The sequence below is a fragment of the Mycobacterium sp. genome, assembly GCF_019247635.1.
Lineage (GTDB): Bacteria > Actinomycetota > Actinomycetes > Mycobacteriales > Mycobacteriaceae > Mycobacterium.
Window position 1 is genome coordinate 1 of sequence record NZ_JAFBAR010000010.1, and the last position, 16,996, is coordinate 16,996.

17 protein-coding genes and 2 pseudogenes are annotated in these 16,996 nt (G+C 68.0%); 13 read left to right on the forward strand and 6 right to left on the reverse strand.

The features are described from left to right. Positions 1 to 283: 283 nt before the first annotated feature. The 3 genes and pseudogenes from JO236_RS01625 to JO236_RS01635 all read left to right on the forward strand — a co-directional run. A pseudogene (locus tag JO236_RS01625) lies at positions 284 to 986 on the forward strand (MlaE family ABC transporter permease); the annotation flags it as partial. 288 nt (positions 987 to 1,274) lie between these two features. Then, positions 1,275 to 1,646: a hypothetical protein gene (locus JO236_RS01630; protein ID WP_293323841.1), complete on the forward strand. Its 372-nt coding sequence runs from the start codon at positions 1,275 to 1,277 to the stop codon at positions 1,644 to 1,646. 437 nt (positions 1,647 to 2,083) lie between these two features. Next, entirely contained in the window at positions 2,084 to 4,597 is a 2,514-nt protein-coding gene (locus JO236_RS01635) for a PE family protein (protein ID WP_293323843.1), read from the forward strand. Here the strand turns inward: JO236_RS01635 and JO236_RS01640 are convergent. The 3 genes from JO236_RS01640 to JO236_RS01650 are packed head-to-tail and all read right to left on the reverse strand — an operon-like array spanning position 4,594 to position 7,363. Then, positions 4,594 to 5,676, reverse strand: a complete 1,083-nt coding sequence (locus JO236_RS01640) for an adenosine deaminase (RefSeq protein WP_293323845.1) — start codon at positions 5,674 to 5,676, stop codon at positions 4,594 to 4,596. The two genes, JO236_RS01635 and JO236_RS01640, sit on opposite strands and share 4 nt — an antisense overlap. Further along, positions 5,673 to 6,980 carry a thymidine phosphorylase gene (locus JO236_RS01645; protein ID WP_293323847.1) on the reverse strand — a complete coding sequence of 436 codons (1,308 nt, stop codon included), beginning with the start codon at positions 6,978 to 6,980 and terminating at the stop codon, positions 5,673 to 5,675. Before JO236_RS01645 ends, JO236_RS01640 begins: the two co-directional genes overlap by 4 nt. Then, positions 6,977 to 7,363, reverse strand: coding sequence for a cytidine deaminase (locus JO236_RS01650; protein ID WP_293323848.1), 387 nt, complete (start codon positions 7,361 to 7,363; stop codon positions 6,977 to 6,979). The genes JO236_RS01645 and JO236_RS01650 overlap by 4 nt, the downstream gene beginning before the upstream one ends. A 234-nt stretch (positions 7,364 to 7,597) precedes the next feature. On the opposite strand from JO236_RS01650, the gene sdhC reads away from it, so the two are divergent. From sdhC to JO236_RS01670, 4 genes are read left to right on the forward strand one after another with little or no spacing between them, the layout of a single operon-like run. After that, entirely contained in the window at positions 7,598 to 7,936 is a 339-nt protein-coding gene (gene sdhC, locus JO236_RS01655; RefSeq protein ID WP_293323849.1) for a succinate dehydrogenase, cytochrome b556 subunit, read from the forward strand. Further along, positions 7,933 to 8,403 (forward strand): succinate dehydrogenase hydrophobic membrane anchor subunit, encoded by a 471-nt coding sequence (locus JO236_RS01660; RefSeq protein WP_293323851.1) that lies wholly within the window; start codon positions 7,933 to 7,935, stop codon positions 8,401 to 8,403. The genes sdhC and JO236_RS01660 overlap by 4 nt, the downstream gene beginning before the upstream one ends. A gap of 3 nt (positions 8,404 to 8,406) precedes the next feature. Beyond that, positions 8,407 to 10,161 (forward strand): succinate dehydrogenase flavoprotein subunit, encoded by a 1,755-nt coding sequence (sdhA, locus tag JO236_RS01665; RefSeq protein WP_293323854.1) that lies wholly within the window; start codon positions 8,407 to 8,409, stop codon positions 10,159 to 10,161. Continuing rightward, positions 10,161 to 10,964: a succinate dehydrogenase iron-sulfur subunit gene (locus JO236_RS01670; RefSeq protein ID WP_293323856.1), complete on the forward strand. Its 804-nt coding sequence runs from the start codon at positions 10,161 to 10,163 to the stop codon at positions 10,962 to 10,964. The genes sdhA and JO236_RS01670 overlap by 1 nt, the downstream gene beginning before the upstream one ends. A gap of 24 nt (positions 10,965 to 10,988) precedes the next feature. On the opposite strand, the gene JO236_RS22460 is transcribed toward JO236_RS01670, so the two are convergent. Beyond that, positions 10,989 to 11,609 (reverse strand): protein kinase domain-containing protein, encoded by a 621-nt coding sequence (locus tag JO236_RS22460; RefSeq protein ID WP_416362133.1) that lies wholly within the window; start codon positions 11,607 to 11,609, stop codon positions 10,989 to 10,991. Between JO236_RS22460 and JO236_RS01680 the strand changes: the two genes are divergently transcribed. Further along, positions 11,608 to 12,468, forward strand: a complete 861-nt coding sequence (locus tag JO236_RS01680; RefSeq protein ID WP_293323861.1) for an SCO6745 family protein — start codon at positions 11,608 to 11,610, stop codon at positions 12,466 to 12,468. The two genes, JO236_RS22460 and JO236_RS01680, sit on opposite strands and share 2 nt — an antisense overlap. Here JO236_RS01680 and JO236_RS01685 read toward each other — a convergent pair. After that, on the reverse strand, positions 12,465 to 12,926 hold the full coding sequence (locus JO236_RS01685) for a hypothetical protein (protein WP_293323863.1): 462 nt from the start codon (positions 12,924 to 12,926) through the stop codon (positions 12,465 to 12,467). The two genes, JO236_RS01680 and JO236_RS01685, sit on opposite strands and share 4 nt — an antisense overlap. Before the next feature lie 117 nt (positions 12,927 to 13,043). On the opposite strand from JO236_RS01685, the pseudogene JO236_RS01690 reads away from it, so the two are divergent. The 5 genes and pseudogenes from JO236_RS01690 to JO236_RS01710 all read left to right on the forward strand — a co-directional run. Beyond that, positions 13,044 to 13,646: pseudogene (locus JO236_RS01690) on the forward strand (carboxymuconolactone decarboxylase family protein); the annotation flags it as partial. Positions 13,647 to 13,655: 9 nt separating this feature from the next. Next, positions 13,656 to 14,405 (forward strand): helix-turn-helix transcriptional regulator, encoded by a 750-nt coding sequence (locus JO236_RS01695; RefSeq protein WP_293323866.1) that lies wholly within the window; start codon positions 13,656 to 13,658, stop codon positions 14,403 to 14,405. A 71-nt stretch (positions 14,406 to 14,476) separates the two neighbouring features. Further along, positions 14,477 to 14,683, forward strand: a complete 207-nt coding sequence (locus JO236_RS01700) for a hypothetical protein (RefSeq protein ID WP_293323962.1) — start codon at positions 14,477 to 14,479, stop codon at positions 14,681 to 14,683. Further along, entirely contained in the window at positions 14,593 to 15,057 is a 465-nt protein-coding gene (locus tag JO236_RS01705) for a class I SAM-dependent methyltransferase (protein ID WP_293323949.1), read from the forward strand. The genes JO236_RS01700 and JO236_RS01705 overlap by 91 nt, the downstream gene beginning before the upstream one ends. After that, positions 15,057 to 16,121, forward strand: a complete 1,065-nt coding sequence (locus JO236_RS01710) for an alpha/beta hydrolase (RefSeq protein WP_293323868.1) — start codon at positions 15,057 to 15,059, stop codon at positions 16,119 to 16,121. Before JO236_RS01705 ends, JO236_RS01710 begins: the two co-directional genes overlap by 1 nt. Here the strand turns inward: JO236_RS01710 and JO236_RS01715 are convergent. Beyond that, positions 16,096 to 16,980, reverse strand: coding sequence for a sigma-70 family RNA polymerase sigma factor (locus JO236_RS01715; protein ID WP_293323871.1), 885 nt, complete (start codon positions 16,978 to 16,980; stop codon positions 16,096 to 16,098). The genes JO236_RS01710 and JO236_RS01715 overlap by 26 nt on opposite strands. Positions 16,981 to 16,996: the final 16 nt, after the last annotated feature.

Consider the following 16,996-nt stretch of genomic DNA (forward strand, 5'->3'; position numbering starts at 1 on the left):
GCTAGCAAGTCGAACGTTGGACTCTTGCATAGTGATCCGACAGCATTCTGCGCGCACCCGGCACCAGCGGCGAAACAGCCGAGAGCGTACGCGTTGCCGACGGGGCCTGGTTAGCCCCCCGACAATCCGCGATATGCGAGCTACACCAGCGTGGCGCTCAGTGCGAAACCCGACCGGGATCGGGACGGAACATGGTGCATCCCAAGCGATTCGACAACCGGAACAACGGCGTCCTGCCGTCTCGACAAGAAGCCGTCGTGACGCGTCCGCCGGACCGAGTCTTATAGACCACGCCAGCGGTCAACTGGAGAGGCCCTTTGCGTTTCTAGGCGGCTTCTTCTGGATGTGCGTCCTGACGGGTAGCATTGTTCCACCGGCCATTCCAAGGGCGCGAGTTCGTCCAGCAGTGCTGGTTCATCCTGCGCGTGGCACTGCTTCCCGCCATTTTTGTCTCAGTGTCGTTCGCCACGCTTCTCATTTTTACGTTCAACGTCTAGCTTGCCCAGTACCGTGCCGTGGACCTCTCCGGTGCCGGAGCAGCGATCGGCGCGGTAACTCAGCTCGGCCCACAGGTCACCGTGCTCGTGGTGGCCGGCGCCGGATCCACTGCTATCTGCGCAGACTTGGGTGCGCGCACCATTCGCGAAGAAATCAACGCAATGGAAGTGCTCGGCATCGACCCCCACTCCACCGGCTCGTGGTGCCTCGAGTACTCGCCGCAACAACCATCGCCACGCTTCTGAACAGCCTAGTCATCACCGTGGGCCTAGTGGGCGACTATCTCTTCGGCGTATACCTGTGGAACGTCTCCGAAGGAATGTATTTGGCGACGCTAACAACCGTCACCGATTTGCCCGAAGTATCATCGCGATGACCAGGCAATCTGCTTCGGGCTGATCGCCGGCCTGGTCGGCTGTTACCGCGGACTAACCGCAAGCGGTGGCCCCGGCCTCCGCCAGCCCCTCGGTCTCGCGGTGGATGCCACCGACTTATACGTCAGCGACGTCGCGGACGGTGTGGGGGCGGCGAAAGTTCCGAAGGGCCGAGGCGCTGCACGGTGGGGGGGTTTCTTGGCCGCACGGCAGGTCCGACCGAGGCAACATGAAAGACTGGTCGCTGCGGTTTCGTTAGGCTTTTGTCGTTTGTACTGCCGTTATGCCACATGGTGTCTCCATCGCGTCTGCGGATCAGAGATACGCTGTGCTATTCCGCCACATCGGGTTGCCGCTTAGTCCTCGTAACGCTGATGCGGCGCGTCGAACGGGGGTGTCGGCGTGAGTGCTAGAAGCAGACGAGCGAACAGGGCGGACCCGTATCTGGAGCCGGGCGAGCAAATCCAGGCGGTCTTTCCGGCGATGTCGGGTTCATCGCCGTATACGTGGTCAAAGCGAGGTAGTTTTGCGGCGGCCTCTGCCCAATCGCACGAGGTCGTGGTCACCGAACGGGCAATCTTGGTGATCGATCTCTCCAAGTGGAGGGCCCGACCAATCGGGTTACGCCTGCGCCGTCCACGCGACTTTTACTTCGGCCGACTGTCGGGGCTTTGGGGATCGTTCGTGCTGGACGACACCGAATACTGGGTCGGAAAGCGGTTCCACAGGGACGTCGCGGCCGCGGATGCCGCGCTGGCCGAAATGACGCAGTGATGCAGCGCTAGCAGCCGGGCCGTGCGGCTGCCGCCCCTGTGGGAGACCAACCGCCAAGCTGCCGACGGCGGGCGGGTACCCCGATCCGGTTGACGGCTCGGCCATGCGGTAGTGGGAGGGCGGCCGATTGGGGCCTCCAGCGCAGCAGGCGCGACCGTACCGGCCCGCCAAAAGCAAAATCCCGCAACGCAACTCACCTCGCACGCCCCACCACCCGACGACGACCCACCGCCGTTCTACCGGCGGTCACCCCGTTGTCAGCATCGGCGTATCGCGGCTCCATCACCGGCTGAGCCGTGCGCACCAAGTTAGCCGCAGGCAATGTTCACACATCCGTGACAGAAACCCGCCTCGGCGCCTGCCGGACGCGTTATCGTGCTCACATCGGGGCGGTTGATATCTGGCAACTTCCTGGGATTCGGCGGTGGAGGCAGCAAATGTCGTTTGTCAGTGTCGTGCCCGATTTCGTGGAGAACTCGGCAACCCAGTTAGCCAGCCTCGGTACCGCGATCAGTAATGCTCAGGTGGCGGCCGCGCCGGCCACCACCGCGCTGCCGGCCGCGGCAGCCGATGAGGTCTCGACCGCGATCGCCGCGCTGTTCTCGCAGAGCGCCCAGCAATACCAGGCCCTCGGCATGCAGGCAGCGGCGTTTCACGACAGCTTCGTGCAGGCCTTGAACGCGGGCGCAGCATCGTACGCGGCCACCGAGGCCGCCAGCTCCAACCCGCTGCAGGCGCTGTTCATCGCGATCAACGCGCCCACCGAGGCGCTGCTGGGGCGCCCGTTGATCGGCAACGGCGCCAACGCGGCACCGGGGTCGGGCAAGAACGGCGGCGACGGTGGGCTGTTATTCGGCAGCGGCGGTGCCGGTGGATCGGGGGCGAACCTGCAAAACGGCGGCAACGGTGGTGCGGCTGGGTTGTTCGGCACCGGCGGACCCGGCGGGGCAGGCGGATCGGGAGTCAATGCCGGCGACAACGGAGGCTCCGGCGGCGCCGGCGGAACCGGCGGATTGCTGTTCGGCGACGGCGGAATCGGCGGCATCGGAGGTAACAGCAGCGTCACCGCCCTGGGCGGAAATGGGGGCGCTGGCGGTGCCGGCGGACTATTCGGCGCGGGCGGCCACGGAGGGACTGGCGGAACCGGCTCCCCCGCCGGGGCGGGCGGCGCTGGGGGGGCAGGTGGCTTGCTGGCCGGCCTGCTCGGCGCGGGTGGCGGCCACGGCGGCGACGGCGGCGGGGGTAACGCCATCGACGCACCTGGCGGTGCGGGTGGCGCGGGTGGGGCCGCCGGGCTGCTCGCCGGACCCGGTGGGGCCGGTGGGGCCGGGGGATTCGGCGGCGGCGCCTGCGGCCCAGGCGGGGCCGGTGGCAACGCCGGCCTGCTGTTCGGCCAGGGTGGGGACGGCGGGCCTGGCGGACAAGGGTTCGGCGCCGGCGGGACCGGCGGCCAGGGCGGCAACGCCGGCGCTTTGTTCTCCTCCGGTGGCGCCGGCGGGGCCGGCGGAACTAGCCAAAATAATGTCGGCGGGGCCGGCGGGGCCGGCGGGGCCGGCGGGCTGTTCCTCGGAAACGGCGGTTTCGGCGGTATCGGGGGTGCCGGCGGCAGCTCCGGGCTAACGGTCTTTAACGGGGGGGTCGGCGGGCACGGTGGCCAGGGCGGTCTGCTGATCGGAGTCGGCGGAGCCGGCGGCGCCGGGGGCTCCAGCATTTTGGCATCCGGCGGTGCGGGCGGCGACGGCGGAGGCAGCGGGCTGTTCGGTCCCGGCGGCAATGGCGGCAATGGCGGCTTCAGCCAAACCACCATCGGGACCCCGGGAGCCAACGGCGCGGCCCCACTGCAGCCGCTGTACACCCTGATCAACGAGCCCACCGATCTGCTCTTGGGGCGTCCGATAATCGGCGACGGTTTCAACGCGGCGCCCGGCTCCGGCCTGCCCGGCGGGGCGGGCGGGTTGTTGCTGGGCAACGGTGGCGCCGGCGGGTCGGGCGCGGCCGCCGGTCAAAACGGCGGGGCCGGCGGCGTGGCCGGCCTGCTCGGCACGGGAGGCGCCGGCGGGACCGGCGGCTTCTCCGGGACCGGCACCGGCGGCGCCGGCGGCGCCGGCGGCCTCGGGGGGCTGCTGTTGGGCAACGGCGGGGTCGGCGGACCCGGCGGTGTCTCGACGACGACGACCGCAGGCGCCGGCGGCGCCGGCGGCGCCGCCCTGCTCCTGGGTGCCGGCGGGGACGGCGGGGTCGGCGGGTACGCCGTAATAGGGGCGGCGAACGCGGGTAATGGCGGTGCCGGGGGTGCCGGTGGTAACGGCGGACTGCTCGGCGGACTCCTCGGGGCCGGCGGTGGGATGGGTGGTGCAGGCGGACACAGCGCTACCGCCACCGGCGGGACGGGTGGCGCCGGCGGCAACGGCGGCCTGATCTTCGGCGGCGGCGGCGCAGGTGGCTCAGGCGGATTCGGCACACATGCTCAGGGCGGGGTCGGGGGCAGCGGCGGGCTGCTCTTCGGCAACGGTGGGGACGGCGGGAACGGCGGGCTCTCCGGAGGCGCCGGCGGGGCCGGCGGCAACTCGGGTCTGCTGCTCTCCAACGGAGGCGCCGGAGGCAGCGGAGGCGATGAAGGCGGGTCCGGGGGAGCCGGCGGCAACGCCGCCCTCCTGGGCTTCGGCGGCGACGGCGGCGCCGGCGGCCTCATACCGCTTGCCCCCGGAGAAGGCGCCGGCGGCGCGGGTGGCACAGCCGGCGCTCTGCTGGGCGGTGGCGGCGCCGGCGGCGCCGGCGGCGCCGCTAGCGGCTTAAACCCGAGTGGCCGTGGCGGAAACGGTGGCAACAGCCTGCTGATCGGGGTCGGCGGCAACGGCGGCAACGGCGGCATTTCCCTGAACATCGGCGATCCCGGCACCGGCGGAAGCGCCCTGCTGCTCGGCGTCGATGGGCTGGACGGATTGATCTAACCGATCAGCACCGCATACCGCGGTTTGATCACCTCGTCGATGATCACCAGCCGTTCGTCGAACGGGATGAACGCCGACTTCATCGCATTGATGGTGAAGCGCTCCAGGTCGCTCCAGCCGTAGCCGAACGCGTCGACCAGCCGGTGCATTTCGAGGCTCATCGTGGTGTCGCTCATCAGCCGGTTGTCGGTGTTGACCGTCACCCGGAAGCGTGTTCGGGCCAGCAGATCGAAGGGATGCTCGGCGATGCTGGCGACGGCACCGGTCTGCACGTTGGAGGAGGGGCACAACTCGAGCGGAATTCGCTTGTCCCGCAGGATCGATGCCTGCCTGCCCAGTCGGACCCGCCCGTCGGGATCGACGTCGATGTCGTCGACGATGCGCACCCCGTGGCCCAGCCGGTCGGCCCCGCAGAACGCGATTGCCTCGTGGATGGACGGCAGGCCGAACGCCTCCCCGGCGTGAATGGTGAAGCGCGCGTCGTGATCTCGCATGTACTCAAAGGCGTCCAGATGCCGGGTCGGTGGATATCCGGCTTCGGCGCCGGCGATGTCGAATCCGACCACACCCTTATCCCGGAAGCGGATCGCCAGCTCGGCAATCTCGCGTGAGACCGCGGCGTGCCGCATCGCGGTGACCAGACAACGCACCACGATCGGCCGACCCGCTGCGGCACAAGCCTTTTCGCCGGCGGCGAAACCGGCCAGCACCACGTCCACGACATCGTCGAAGGACAGCCCACGGTTGATGTGCAGCTCGGGGGCGAACCGCACCTCGGCGTAGACCACCGAATCCGCGGCCAGATCTTGCACGCATTCCTCGGCGACCCGGTACAGCGCGTCGGGAGTCTGCATCACCGCCACGGTGTGCGAAAAGGGCTCGAGGTAGCGCTCCAGCGATCCGCTGTGCGACTGGGTGCGAAACCACGTCGCCAGGGCCTCGGCGTCGGTGGACGGTAGCTCGTCGTAGCCAACCTGGCCGGCGATGTCGAGCACGGTGGATGGACGCAACCCGCCGTCGAGGTGATCGTGCAGCAGGGCCTTCGGCGCTTGCCGAATCGCGTCCAGGCTCAGCGTCATCGCAAGATCCGATCGATGATGAGCGGGCGCGGCTCCGGCGCCGCGTCGCCCACGGTCCAGGCACCGTCGAGCTCGGCCATCGCGGCCGAGAAACGTTCCGGAGTGTCCGTGTAGAGCGTGAACAGCGCCTCGCCGGCGGCCACGGGCTGACCGGGACGGCGATGGATCCTGATGCCGGCACCGGCCTGTACGCGCTGGCCCGGCCGGGACCTGCCCGCGCCGAGCCGCCATGCCGCCAGCCCCACTGCCAATGCGTCTATGTCGCCCATTGTGCCGCTCCGCCCGGCTGTGACGGTTTCCGAACACCCACCAATTGGCAACGGCTTCGACAAATCGCCGCCCTGGGCGGCGACCAGCCGGCGAAACCGGTCCATCGCGGAGCCGTCGGTTAGCGTCTGCGCGGGGTCACAACCAGCGACGCCGCCGATCCCCGCGAGCTCGAGCATCTCGGCCGCCAGCCGCAGGGTCAGCTCCACCACGTCGGGCGGTCCCCCACCGGCCAGCACTTCCAGCGACTCGGCGACCTCGAGCGCATTGCCGACGGTCACACCCAACGGAGTGGTCATGTCGGTCAGCAGCGCGCGGGTGGGCACGCCGTGCGCCGCGCCGAGCTCGACCATGGTGTGCGCCAGCTCGCGGGACCATGCTTCGGAGTCCTGGAATGCCCCACGGCCCGCCTTCACGTCGAGCACCAGTGCGCCGGCTCCCTCGGCCAGTTTCTTGCTCATGATCGAGCTGGCGATCAACGGTAGCGACTCGACGGTGCCGGTGATGTCGCGCAGCGCGTACAGCTTGGCGTCGGCCGGGGCCAGCTCCCCGGCGGCAAAGATCGCCGCACCGACATCGCAAAGCTGTTCGCGCACACGCTGATTGGGCAGTTCGGCGGTGAACCCCGGGATCGATTCCAGCTTGTCCAGGGTGCCGCCGGTATGACCCAGCCCGCGGCCGGCCGCCTGCGGCACCGCGCCGCCGCAGGCGGCGACGACGGGCACCAGCGGCAGGGTGATCTTGTCTCCCACCCCGCCGGTGGAGTGCTTGTCCACGGTCAGCAGTCGCAGATCGCTGAAGTCCATTCGGGGACCGGAATTCAGCATGGCCGCCGTCCATCGGGCGATCTCACCGCGGTCCATGCCGCGCAGAAAAATCGCCATCAGCAACGCCGACATCTGTTCGTCGGCAACCTGGCCGTCGGTGTAGGCGGATATCACCCAATCGATGGCCGCATCCGACAACCGGCCGCCGTCCCGCTTGGTGCGGATCACCGTCGGGGCGTCGAAGGCCGCGTCGAATGCGAAGTCGGTCAAGGCAGCTCCGCGTGGAAGGCGTCGGGTAGCAGGTCGCCGAGCCGGCGAGGCCCGGCCGGATGGTCGATCAGCAGCTCGGGTCCTCCGTGCTCCAGCAGGACCTGGCGGCACCGCCCGCAGGGCATCAGCGCCGACCCGTCAGCGTCGACGCATGCCAACCCAACCAACCGGCCGCCGCCCGTCGCGTGCAGGGCGCACACCACGCCGCATTCAGCACAGAGACCAAGGCCATATGAGACGTTCTCCACATTGCATCCGGTGACCACTCGACCGTCGTCCACCAACGCGGCCGCACCGACCCGGAAGCGCGAGTACGGCGCGTATGCCCCGGTTGCAGCTTGGGTTGCTTTGTCCCGCAACATGTTCCAATAAATGTCAGGCAATCCCGTAACCCCACTCATCCGTCGGCCGGCAGCGCAAAACCCACCCTAACCCCGAAACGGCACATGCCCGGTTTCCGCGTCGATAGGTTCCGCCCGGCAACTTTGCCGGGATAAGCTCGGTTGCCCGAACAGCACTTCATTTGAGGGGTGAGTAGAACGGCGACTCAAGCGACACAGGCGACACCAGCACGCAAGCGCCGACCACCTCGGACCCTGTATCGGGGCGACCCCGGTATGTGGTCGTGGGTGCTGCATCGCATCAGCGGCGCGACGATCTTCTTCTTCCTGTTCGTCCACGTCCTCGACAACGCGATGTTGCGGGTCAGCCCCCAGACCTACAACGCGGTGGTGGGCGACTACAAGACGCCGATCGTCGGGCTGATGGAATACGGGCTGGTCGCCGCCGTACTCTTCCACGCGCTGAACGGGATACGGATCATCCTGATCGACTTCTGGGCCGAGGGCCCGCGCCACCAACGCTTGATGCTGTGGGTGATCGGCGTCGTCTTTTTGCTGCTGATGGTTCCTGCTGGGGTGGTAACAGCCATCCACATGATGGAGCACTTCCGATGAGCCACCCCGACCTTCAACTCGGGCGCGGTGAAATCGCGCCCGTCCAGCAGCGCAGCCACGACCGCCCGGCCAGCCTGGACAATCCGCGGTCCCCGCGGCGCCGCGCCGGGATTCCCAACTTCGAGAAATTCGCGTGGCTGTTCATGCGGTTCTCCGGCGTCGCACTCGTCGTCCTGGCCATCGGCCATCTGTTCATCATGCTGATGTGGGACAACGGCGTGTACCGCATCGACTTCAACTACGTGGCGCAGCGCTGGGCCTCGCCGTTCTGGCAGTTCTGGGACCTGGCGCTGTTGTGGCTGGCGCAATTGCACGGCGGCAACGGCCTGCGCAACATCATCGACGACTACAGCCGCAAGGACAGCACCCGGTTCTGGCTCAACAGTCTGCTGCTGTTGTCGATCGGTTTCACGCTGGTGCTGGGCACCTACGTGTTGCTGACCTTCGACCCGAATATCGGAGCCTGACCAGTGATCCAGCAACACCGATACGACGTGGTGATCGTCGGGGCGGGCGGGGCCGGGATGCGTGCCGCCGTCGAAGCAGGTCCGCGGGCGCGCACCGCCGTGCTGACCAAGCTCTACCCCACCCGCAGCCATACCGGCGCCGCCCAGGGCGGCATGTGCGCCGCGTTGGCCAACGTCGAAGACGACAACTGGGAATGGCACACGTTCGACACCGTGAAGGGCGGCGACTACCTCGCCGACCAGGACGCCGTGGAGATCATGTGCAAGGAAGCCATCGACGCGGTGCTCGACCTGGAAAAGATGGGGATGCCATTCAACCGCACCCCCGAGGGCCGCATCGACCAGCGCCGCTTCGGCGGTCACACCCGCGACCACGGCAAGGCCCCGGTACGACGGGCTTGCTACGCGGCCGACCGCACCGGCCACATGATCCTGCAGACGCTCTACCAGAACTGCGTCAAACACGACGTGGAGTTCTTCAACGAGTTCTACGCGCTAGACCTGGTTTTGACGCAGACGCCGAGCGGACCGGTGGCCACCGGTGTGGTCGCCTACGAGTTGGCGACGGGCGATATTCATGTCTTCCATGCCAAGGCCGTGGTGATCGCCACGGGTGGCTCGGGCCGGATGTACAAGACGACCTCCAACGCACACACGCTGACCGGTGACGGCATCGGCATTGTCTTCCGCAAGGGACTTCCGTTGGAGGACATGGAGTTTCACCAGTTCCACCCGACCGGGCTGGCCGGCCTGGGCATCCTGATCTCCGAGGCAGTTCGCGGCGAGGGTGGTCGGTTGCTCAACGGCGAGGGCGAACGCTTCATGGAGCGCTACGCCCCGACGATCGTCGACCTGGCACCGCGTGACATCGTCGCGCGCTCGATGGTGCTGGAAGTCCTGGAGGGCCGCGGCGCCGGGCCGCATAAGGACTACGTCTACATCGACGTCCGCCACCTCGGCGAGGACGTGCTGGAGTCCAAGTTGCCCGACATCACCGAGTTCGCCCGCACCTATCTGGGCGTGGACCCGGTGCACGAACTGGTCCCGGTCTACCCGACGTGCCACTACGTGATGGGCGGTATCCCGACCACCGTCACCGGACAGGTGTTGCAGGACAACACTTCTACGGTCCCGGGCCTGTACGCGGCCGGCGAATGTGCGTGCGTGTCGGTGCACGGTGCCAACCGGCTGGGCACCAACTCGCTCCTGGACATCAACGTGTTCGGCCGGCGGGCCGGCATCTCCGCGGCGTCCTACGCGCAGGGCCACGACTTCGTCGACATGCCGCCGGACCCCTCGGCGATGGTCGTCGGCTGGGTGGCCGACATCCTCTCCGAGCACGGCAACGAGCGCGTCGCCGACATCCGCGGCGCCCTGCAGCAGACGATGGACAACAACGCCGCGGTGTTCCGCACCGAGGAGACGCTGAAGCAGGCGTTGACCGACATTCACGCGTTGAAGGAACGCTACCCGCGAATCACGGTGCACGACAAGGGGAAACGCTTCAATTCCGACCTGCTGGAGGCCATCGAACTCGGCTTCCTGCTGGAGCTCGCCGAGGTGACCGTGGTAGGTGCGTTGAACCGCAAGGAATCCCGCGGCGGGCACGCCCGCGAGGACTATCCCAACCGGGACGACGTCAACTACATGCGTCACACCATGGCCTACAAGCAGGGCACCGACCTCCTGAGCGACATCCGGCTGGACTTCAAACCCGTCGTGCAGACCCGCTACGAACCCAAGGAACGGAAGTACTGATGCCTTTGGAAACAGAGGGAGCACCCCAGGTTCAGACCTTGGAGCCGCCCCTGCCGCCGGTTCCGGACGGCGCGGTGATGGTGACAGTAAAGATCGCCCGGTTCAACCCCGACCAACCCGACGCGTACGCGGAAACCGGTGGCTGGCAGAGCTTTCGGGTGCCGTGTCTACCCAGCGACCGGCTGCTCAATCTGCTGATCTACATCAAGGGTTACCTCGACGGGACGCTGACCTTCCGGCGGTCCTGCGCGCACGGTGTGTGCGGTTCGGACGCCATGCGCATCAACGGCGTCAACCGGCTGGCGTGCAAGGTGTTGATGCGCGACCTGTTGCCCAAGAAGGCGAACAAGTCTTTGACCGTCACGGTCGAGCCGATCCGGGGGCTGGCGGTGGAGAAGGACCTCGTCGTCGACATGGAGCCGTTCTTCGACGCTTATCGCGCGGTGAAGCCGTACCTGATCACCAGCGGCAATCCGCCCACGCGGGAACGGATTCAGAGCCCGACCGACCGCGCCCGCTACGACGACACCACCAAGTGCATCCTGTGCGCGTGCTGCACCACCAGTTGTCCGGTGTTCTGGCAAGAGGGCCAGTACTACGGCCCGGCCGCGATCGTCAACGCGCACCGCTTCATCTTCGACAGCCGCGACGAGGCCGCCGCCGAACGCCTTGACATCCTCAACGAGGTCGACGGCGTATGGCGCTGCCGAACCACGTTTAACTGCACCGAATCCTGCCCGCGCGGCATCGAGGTGACCAAGGCGATCCAAGAGGTCAAGCGCGCGCTGCTGTTCTCGCGTTAAGTTGGCGAGCAGACGCAAAAGCACTCAAATGCGCGGCGTGTCGGGTGCTTTCACGTCTGCTCGGCCTAGGTGGGCGGCGGGGGCCACTCCGCCTGCGGCGGCCTGCTCGATGACCCGCACCGCCAACGTGGGGCTCATCCGCCCGTCGCGCTCGAGCAAACTATCCAGGTCGACTCCGTCGACGACGGGCATCACCAGGTAGAGCCGCCCATCGATATCACCGGCCTCGAAAACCGGCAGGATGTTCGGATTGTTCAGCCGGGCCACGACGTTGGCCTCACGCCGGAAGCGTTCGTTGAAGGCTGGGTCGGCGGCCAGATCAGGAGGCAGCACCTTGATCGCCACTTCGCGATTCATCATCGTGTCGTGGGCCTGATACACCGTCCCCTGGCGCCCCGCGCGATGACTTCGAGGAGCCGATAGCGGCCGAAGACTTCCCCTTCCTGCCCTTGCGGCCCTTCCTGCCCTGGCATGGCGGCTCCTCCGCGCGCGAGACGGTGTGTGGATGCTATCAACGATCGCCAGCTGGGCGAGGAGACACAAAAGCACCCGACACGCCGGGTGCGCAGGGGATTTTGCGTCTGCTCGCCGAATTGAGGCGACCGCCAATAGGCATGCGAAGGTCCGGTGCTTAGCTGCAACCATGCAACGAACACCTGAGCTAGCCCGGCAGCTCTTCGATCGCTTCGAACCCGTGCACGTGGTGACCTACTTCGCGCCGGAGGCGCGCAACGCCCTCGACGACCTTGGCTACCGCGGATTCTGGATGGGCTACTTCGCGGCCCGATCGGCCCCGCTGGGCCAAGTGCCCCCGGAGGTCGTGACGGCGGTGTTCTACAACTTCGCCCCCGCGCGCGTGGCTAAGGCCCTGCCGGCGGCCTGGGAGATTGCGGGTCCAGAACTCGCGCTGCGGGCCCGCCAGGACTCGGCCGTCGCGGCGCTCCGGCGATGTGGCCTGACCGATAACGAAAACATCGGTACCGCAGCCCAATTGGCTACCCGCGCGGCACAACTTGCCCCCCTTGAGGGCCGGCCGCTGTTCGCGGCCAACCGCGCGCTGCCCTGGCCGTCGGAGCCGGTCGCCGCGCTGTGGCATGCGGCAACCCTGCTGCGCGAGCAGCGCGGCGACGGTCACGTCGCCGCACTCGTCGCCGCCGGCGTCTCGGGACGGGAGGCCAACGTGTTTCACGGCGCGGCCGTTGGAGTGCCGGCCGACTACCTGAAACGGGCCCGTCACTACGACGACGCCGAATGGCGCGCCTGCGAGCAGAGCCTTGCCGACCGCGGCCTGCTCGCCGACGACGGATCGGTGACGCTCGCGGGCCATGAACTCAAGGAGCAGATCGAGACAACCACCGACGCCCTAGCGCTGCACGCGTTCGACGGTCTGGACGACGCCGAACTGCAGGCACTCTTGGACGCGCTGGCGCCGATCGCCCGAACGGTGATCGGCGGCGGCGATCTGCCCGCCGTCACGCCGGTAGGCAAGCGGCGCGAAATCTAGCGTCTCGCGCCGAGCAGTCGCAAAAGCCCCTGAATACGCGGCGTGTCGGGGACCTTTGCGTCTGCTCGGCCAAGGTCGTCACCATAGGCCTCCAGCAGGTTGTCCACCACGACCTGCCACGCCTCGTCGTCCACGCAGAGCCGACTGGCGGTGAGCACCAGCCGATCGGGGTCGCCAGGCAGCAGCGACACATTGAACAACCTGCCCGTGCGCATGTCGAAGCTCGCGCGATGCCGCTCGACCACCTCCTCGACTGCGGCGCCCGGCGGCTCGACCGCCCAACCCCATCCCCCGCCCGACCGCGACATCCACTTTTCGAAGAACGGTTCGAAGACGGTGCCAAGCTCCGCGTGGTCGGCGAAGACGGCGTCGACCGCAGCGCGGAGCCGTCCCTGGTCCGCACGCGTGTGCGCGAAAAGTACCTGAGTGTGCGTCCAAGCCTCGAGATCGTCAAACATCGGCAGCTCCGTAACGGCGGTATAAGTAGCAGACACCAGCTCAGCCTCTTAGGAGGCCCTTTTCGAATTCTTGGCAGATTCTTGGAAACCTTGGAACGCCCGTCACAATCCCCCGCCCCGTCTCGTCTGAGGGGTATGACACAGAAAACCCGCATCGCGCCCCTGCCCCCGCAACGCGTCGGCCCGCTGACTCGGGTTATGTACCGGGTCGCCAAACGGCGTTACGGCGCGGTCCCCGAACCGGTCGCCGTCACCGCGCAGCACCGCAGGCTGCTGGTCACCTACGCCGTGCACGAAAGCATGCTGGACCGGGCATCGACAGCGCTGCCGCTCAGCGTTCGCGAACTCGCGGTGTTGTGGACCGCACGCAAGATCGGCTGCTCGTGGTGCGTCGACTTCGGCTCCATGCTGCAGCGGCTGGACGGCCTCGACATGGCCCGCCTCAAAGAGATCGACAACTACGCGACGTCCGCAGCGTTCACCGACGACGAGCGCGCCGCCATCGCCTACGCCGACGCGATGACGGCCGATCCGCACTCCGTCACCGACGAGCAGGTCGCCGATCTGCGGGCCCGGTTCGGCGACGCCGGCGTGATCGAGTTGACCTACCAGATCGGGGTGGAGAACATGCGGGCGCGGATGAATACCGCACTGGGCATCACCGAGCAGGGCTTCAACTCCGGTGCCGCGTGCCGGGTGCCCTGGGCCAACGAGGTCTAGAGTGGCGAAATGCGGGTGTGGGACCTGGGGCCGGGCCGGCACATGGTGGCCGGCGGGTTCTCGGACCTTGCCGTCCACCACCACCCCGCTGTTCAGGTCACCCTGGGCCGACGGGATGCATTGACGATCACCCGCGGCGGCGATGCCCACGTCGCGTGCCGACTGGTGGTGGTCGGCAGTGGCGAACGCCATGCGGTGCGCTCAGATCCGGGATCGTCGTCCCTGACGCTGTACTTGGGGCTGCAGACACCGCAGGGCATCGCGCTGAACAGGTTGAGCCGCAGCCGCGGTCGCGGCGTCTGGATCGTCGACGACGGAACACAACTGGCCGAGGCCACGGCCGCGGAGCTGGACGCCAGTGGCCCACGGGCCGCAGCCGATTTCCTGGTCGACCGGCTGTGCGGACCGGGCTCGGACGAGCCGCGAGCGGTTCACCCGCAGCTGCGGCAGGCGTTCGAAGTGGTGTCCAGTCGCATGCCCGACCACATCGATGTGGCGTCGGTCGCCGGTGCCGTCGCGCTATCGCCCGATTACCTCGGCCGCCTGTGCAAACAGCAGACGGGCGTGTCGTTTTCGGCCGCCATCCGCTGGGCGCGGCTGGTGACCGCCGTGGGTCATCTGGCCGATGGCGCCTCCGTCACCGATGCCGCCCACCTGGCCGGCTTTGCCGACGGCGCACACGGCAACCGGGTGTGCTGGGAGATGACCGGGGCGGCACCGCGCGAATTCGCCCATGCGGTGCAAGACGCTCGGATCTGACGGATCCATACAAGCGCGCCCGTCGGGATTAACCCAGGCTTGGCATATCCACGATGTAAGGGAGTTTCCGGATGCCTGTCATGTCAACGTCCGAACGTGCCTTCTGCAGCAGCGCCCTGTGGCGTTCCAGCAGCGCCGCCGTCGCCCGAGAGCTGCGCGCCCAACCGCTGGGCGCGACGTTCTCGAAATCGGCGCCGGCAGCGGATCCGTTGCCCACCAACTACTTTCGCATGACCCCGAAATCGCTTGGACCGCAATCGATATCGACCCGGTCATGACTGAGGCCGCCGCGGCGCGCCTGCGCGATTTCCCCAAGGCATCGACACGCACGGCCGACGCGACCGCCATGCCGTTTCCCGATGGCTCCTTCGATTCCGTGGTCAGCTGTTTGATGTTGCATCACATCGTCGAGTGGGAGCGCGCGCTCGCCGAGGTGGCCCGCGTATTGCGGCCGGGCGGGACCTTCGTCGGCTACGACCTGACCCGCACACCGCTGGCCAGCGCGTTTCACCGATTGGACCGATCGCCGCATCGGCTGATCGGTCCCGCAGATTTCGAAGCCGAGTGCGCGCGCAACGGGCTGACGGTCAGCCTGCGATCGCGGCTGCTGGGCCACGTCATGCGGTTCGTCGCCCGAAAGGACGAGATCTGATGGCACCGTTAAGCGTTCGCGTCAAAGCCGGAGTGGTCAGCACCCTGTTCGCGTTGCCCCGGCCGATCCGCCGGCTGCTGGCGGGCCCGCCGGTGCGCATCGACGGGCAGCAGCAGGCACTCGACGCGCAGCTCGTCATCCGTCTCAAAAACCTTTCGGGCTCCGACGTTTTCGCCGGGTCCGTCGAAAAAGCCCGCGCGCGATACGAGGGCCTTCCGCTGCTCATCGGGTACGAACCGGCGGCACCTATCGCCGCGCGCGGGGTCGTCATTCCCGCCGAGCACGGCGACATCCCGGCCACCCTGTACGTCCCGGCCGGGGCGCCGGAGCCGTCGGGACTGCTGGTGTACTACCACGGCGGCGGCTTCACGGTCGGTTCCCGCATCAGCCACGATCCGGTCGCCCGGTATCTGGCAGACCACGCCGGCGTGCGTGTGCTGTCGGTCGAGTACCGACGCGCGCCCGAGCACCGGTTTCCCGCCGCCGTGGCCGACGCGCTCACGGCGTTCGAATACGCCCACGGCCGCGCCGCCGATCTGGGCGCGGATCCCGACCGTATCGCCGTCGGAGGGGACAGCGCGGGCGGCAATCTGGCCGCCGTGACCGCGCAGCAGGCGGTGCGCCGAGGCGGTGCCCTCCCGGCGTTTCAGTTGCTGATGTATCCGCCGACGGACGTCAGCGCGCGCCGGCCTTCGCGCGACCTGTTCAACAAAAATTCCACGTTCACGGACCGCAATTTCGCTTGGGCGCTGGCCAATTACGTACCGCAGGGGACCGACCTGCGTGATCCGCGGCTCTCCCCTCTGCACGGCGACGTCACCGGCGCGCCGCCCGCCTACATCGCCACCGCCGGATTCGATCCGCTGCGCGACGAGGGCGAGGCGTACGCGGACGCATTGCGAGCGGGCGGGGTCCCGGTGACGCTGAGCCGCCAGGCAGACCTACCCCATGGTTACCTCAACTTCGTCGGCCTCGGCGGCCGGTTCGCCGAAGCCGCCAGCGAGGCCGCCGGGGCGTTGCGTCAGGGCCTCGCCCTGCTTACCCGCGCAGCGGAGACCCGCTGAACTTGTCGGGGTTCGCGATATCCCATAGGGCACAGACCTTTCCGTCGCGCACGCTCAGCGCGAGGATCCGCGGCATCATTTCCCGGTGCTCGTCGTCCCCGGGGCTGCCCTCGGTGTAAGCGCCGAGTTCACCGTTCACCAGCGCCAGCTGGTTGGCGGTGAAAAAGGCCGGGCCATAGCGCTTGGCCAGCCCGAAGATGAACCGCGCCACCTTCTGCGCCCCCCGGATAGTCTGAACGGCGGTGGGCGCCTTGCCATTCGAATCGCCGGCGAAGGTCACGTCGGGATGCAGCAGCGACACGACGGCGTCCAGGTCGCCGGCGGCCATGGCGGCCATCAGCAGGCCGACGACCTCGGCGTGGCTGGGGTCGGGTTCGGGCGGCGGGTCCGCCGCTACGGCCTTGCGCGCCCGCGAGGCCAGCTGCCGTGCTGCGGACTCGGTGGTTCCCAGCACCTCGGCGACTTCGGCGAACGACAGCGCGAACCCGTCGTGCAGGACGAAGGCGACCCGCTGATCGGGGCGCAAGCGCTCCAACACCACCATCGCGGCGAACCGCGCGTCCTCGCGGGACACCACCTCCGACAACGGATCGGCCCGGTCGAAGCCGGTGACGACGGGTTCGGGCAGCCACTGGCCGGTGTAGGTCTCCCGCCGGTGCGCGGCCGAGCGCAGCCGGTCCAGACCCAGTCGGCTCACCACCGTCGTCAACCATGCCCGCAGATCGTGGATGGGAGCGTCTTGCGTATGCCAGCGCAGCCACGCGTCCTGCACGATGTCCTCGGCATCGGAGAACGTGCCGGTCAGCCGGTAGGCCACCGACAACAGCTGAGGACGCAACGCCTCGAAGTCGTCCGCCACGTTCGCGAGCGTAACG

Coding starts and splice junctions, on each gene's coding strand:
- JO236_RS01640 (WP_293323845.1), bottom strand. CDS start 5,676: ATGACGCTGAGCCTGGACGCGATTCGGCAAGCGCCGAAGGCCCTGCTG.
- JO236_RS01700 (WP_293323962.1), top strand. CDS start 14,477: ATGCCTGTCATGTCAACGTCCGAACGTGCCTTCTGCAGCAGCGCCCTG.
- JO236_RS01710 (WP_293323868.1), top strand. CDS start 15,057: ATGGCACCGTTAAGCGTTCGCGTCAAAGCCGGAGTGGTCAGCACCCTG.
- JO236_RS01635 (WP_293323843.1), top strand. CDS start 2,084: ATGTCGTTTGTCAGTGTCGTGCCCGATTTCGTGGAGAACTCGGCAACC.
- JO236_RS01660 (WP_293323851.1), top strand. CDS start 7,933: ATGAGCCACCCCGACCTTCAACTCGGGCGCGGTGAAATCGCGCCCGTC.
- JO236_RS01685 (WP_293323863.1), bottom strand. CDS start 12,926: ATGTTTGACGATCTCGAGGCTTGGACGCACACTCAGGTACTTTTCGCG.
- JO236_RS01680 (WP_293323861.1), top strand. CDS start 11,608: ATGCAACGAACACCTGAGCTAGCCCGGCAGCTCTTCGATCGCTTCGAA.
- JO236_RS01695 (WP_293323866.1), top strand. CDS start 13,656: ATGCGGGTGTGGGACCTGGGGCCGGGCCGGCACATGGTGGCCGGCGGG.
- JO236_RS01670 (WP_293323856.1), top strand. CDS start 10,161: ATGCCTTTGGAAACAGAGGGAGCACCCCAGGTTCAGACCTTGGAGCCG.
- JO236_RS22460 (WP_416362133.1), bottom strand. CDS start 11,609: ATGGTTGCAGCTAAGCACCGGACCTTCGCATGCCTATTGGCGGTCGCC.
- sdhC (WP_293323849.1), top strand. CDS start 7,598: ATGTGGTCGTGGGTGCTGCATCGCATCAGCGGCGCGACGATCTTCTTC.